Origin of the sequence: Cupriavidus sp. WS (assembly GCF_000395345.1) — a bacterium.
In the GTDB taxonomy this organism is placed as follows: Bacteria; Pseudomonadota; Gammaproteobacteria; order Burkholderiales; family Burkholderiaceae; genus Cupriavidus; species Cupriavidus basilensis_B.
This window is the reverse complement of record NZ_AQPL01000608.1, coordinates 1-2189: the sequence shown is the minus strand read 5'-3', so window position 1 is coordinate 2189 and position 2189 is coordinate 1. Positions and strand designations below refer to the sequence as shown.

The window sequence follows — 2189 nt, the reverse complement described above, 5'->3', positions numbered from 1 at the left end:
ATGGGTGAGGTTGGTGGCGCGGATGGCGCGGCTGATCGAAGCAAAAAAAGATTGCGAAACCTGTTGACGAAACGTAGAAAGTTCTTCATAATCTCGTTTCTCTGCTGCTGACAACGAAGCAGCGACGCGGTAAGCAAAGCGAACCGCAGCAAGTTCTTTAACAAACAAACAACCGATAAGTGTGGGCGCTTGATAGCGGACGCGGAAGGCTTCGGTCTTCTAGCTTACAAGTTATAAAGTGCTCGCACAGTAAACATGTTCGGTTCTTCTTCGGGAGGATCGAGTCAGTTTTCTGAGAGTGAGCGACCGCTCGAAAGAGCGAGACCCTTTTGGGTCACACAGGTATTGAACTGAAGAGTTTGATCCTGGCTCAGATTGAACGCTGGCGGCATGCCTTACACATGCAAGTCGAACGGCAGCACGGGAGCAATCCTGGTGGCGAGTGGCGAACGGGTGAGTAATACATCGGAACGTGCCCTGTCGTGGGGGATAACTAGTCGAAAGATTAGCTAATACCGCATACGACCTGAGGGTGAAAGCGGGGGACCGTAAGGCCTCGCGCGATAGGAGCGGCCGATGTCTGATTAGCTAGTTGGTGAGGTAAGAGCTCACCAAGGCGACGATCAGTAGCTGGTCTGAGAGGACGATCAGCCACACTGGGACTGAGACACGGCCCAGACTCCTACGGGAGGCAGCAGTGGGGAATTTTGGACAATGGGGGCAACCCTGATCCAGCAATGCCGCGTGTGTGAAGAAGGCCTTCGGGTTGTAAAGCACTTTTGTCCGGAAAGAAATCCCCTGGGATAATACCTCGGGGGGATGACGGTACCGGAAGAATAAGCACCGGCTAACTACGTGCCAGCAGCCGCGGTAATACGTAGGGTGCGAGCGTTAATCGGAATTACTGGGCGTAAAGCGTGCGCAGGCGGTTTTGTAAGACAGGCGTGAAATCCCCGAGCTCAACTTGGGAATGGCGCTTGTGACTGCAAGGCTAGAGTATGTCAGAGGGGGGTAGAATTCCACGTGTAGCAGTGAAATGCGTAGAGATGTGGAGGAATACCGATGGCGAAGGCAGCCCCCTGGGACGTCACTGACGCTCATGCACGAAAGCGTGGGGAGCAAACAGGATTAGATACCCTGGTAGTCCACGCCCTAAACGATGTCAACTAGTTGTTGGGGATTCATTTCTTCAGTAACGTAGCTAACGCGTGAAGTTGACCGCCTGGGGAGTACGGTCGCAAGATTAAAACTCAAAGGAATTGACGGGGACCCGCACAAGCGGTGGATGATGTGGATTAATTCGATGCAACGCGAAAAACCTTACCTACCCTTGACATGCCACTAACGAAGCAGAGATGCATTAGGTGCTCGAAAGAGAAAGTGGACACAGGTGCTGCATGGCTGTCGTCAGCTCGTGTCGTGAGATGTTGGGTTAAGTCCCGCAACGAGCGCAACCCTTGTCTCTAGTTGCTACGAAAGGGCACTCTAGAGAGACTGCCGGTGACAAACCGGAGGAAGGTGGGGATGACGTCAAGTCCTCATGGCCCTTATGGGTAGGGCTTCACACGTCATACAATGGTGCGTACAGAGGGTTGCCAACCCGCGAGGGGGAGCTAATCCCAGAAAACGCATCGTAGTCCGGATCGTAGTCTGCAACTCGACTACGTGAAGCTGGAATCGCTAGTAATCGCGGATCAGCATGCCGCGGTGAATACGTTCCCGGGTCTTGTACACACCGCCCGTCACACCATGGGAGTGGGTTTTGCCAGAAGTAGTTAGCCTAACCGCAAGGAGGGCGATTACCACGGCAGGGTTCATGACTGGGGTGAAGTCGTAACAAGGTAGCCGTATCGGAAGGTGCGGCTGGATCACCTCCTTTCAAGAGCGTGCAGAAGTTGTTGAGCGTTCACACTTATCGGTTTGTTTGGTGTTACAGCCAAGGGTCTGTAGCTCAGGTGGTTAGAGCACCGTCTTGATAAGGCGGGGGTCGTAGGTTCAAGTCCTACCAGACCCACCAAGTTATCGGGGGATTAGCTCAGCTGGGAGAGCACCTGCTTTGCAAGCAGGGGGTCGTCGGTTCGATCCCGTCATCCTCCACCACTTACTTTGAGTGAGACGTACAAGTCAAAGACTTGTGCGACCTTGGATTGGTTAGTCCAAACGCAAGCGCTTAGTCTTGAGTGCTTGCG

The 2189-nt window shown here is 53.5% G+C and carries 2 tRNA genes and 1 rRNA gene; all 3 read left to right on the top strand.

Features of this window, described 5'->3' with window-relative positions:
* Positions 1 to 347: 347 nt before the first annotated feature.
* The 3 genes from K206_RS0135500 (at position 348) to K206_RS0135490 (ending at position 2100) form a co-directional block, all read left to right on the top strand.
* Positions 348 to 1879 (top strand): 16S ribosomal RNA (locus tag K206_RS0135500).
* Between the two features lie 61 nt (positions 1880 to 1940).
* Positions 1941 to 2017: transfer RNA gene (locus K206_RS0135495), tRNA-Ile, on the top strand.
* 7 nt (positions 2018 to 2024) lie between these two features.
* Positions 2025 to 2100: transfer RNA gene (locus tag K206_RS0135490), tRNA-Ala, on the top strand.
* The last annotated feature ends 89 nt before the right edge of the window (positions 2101 to 2189 follow it).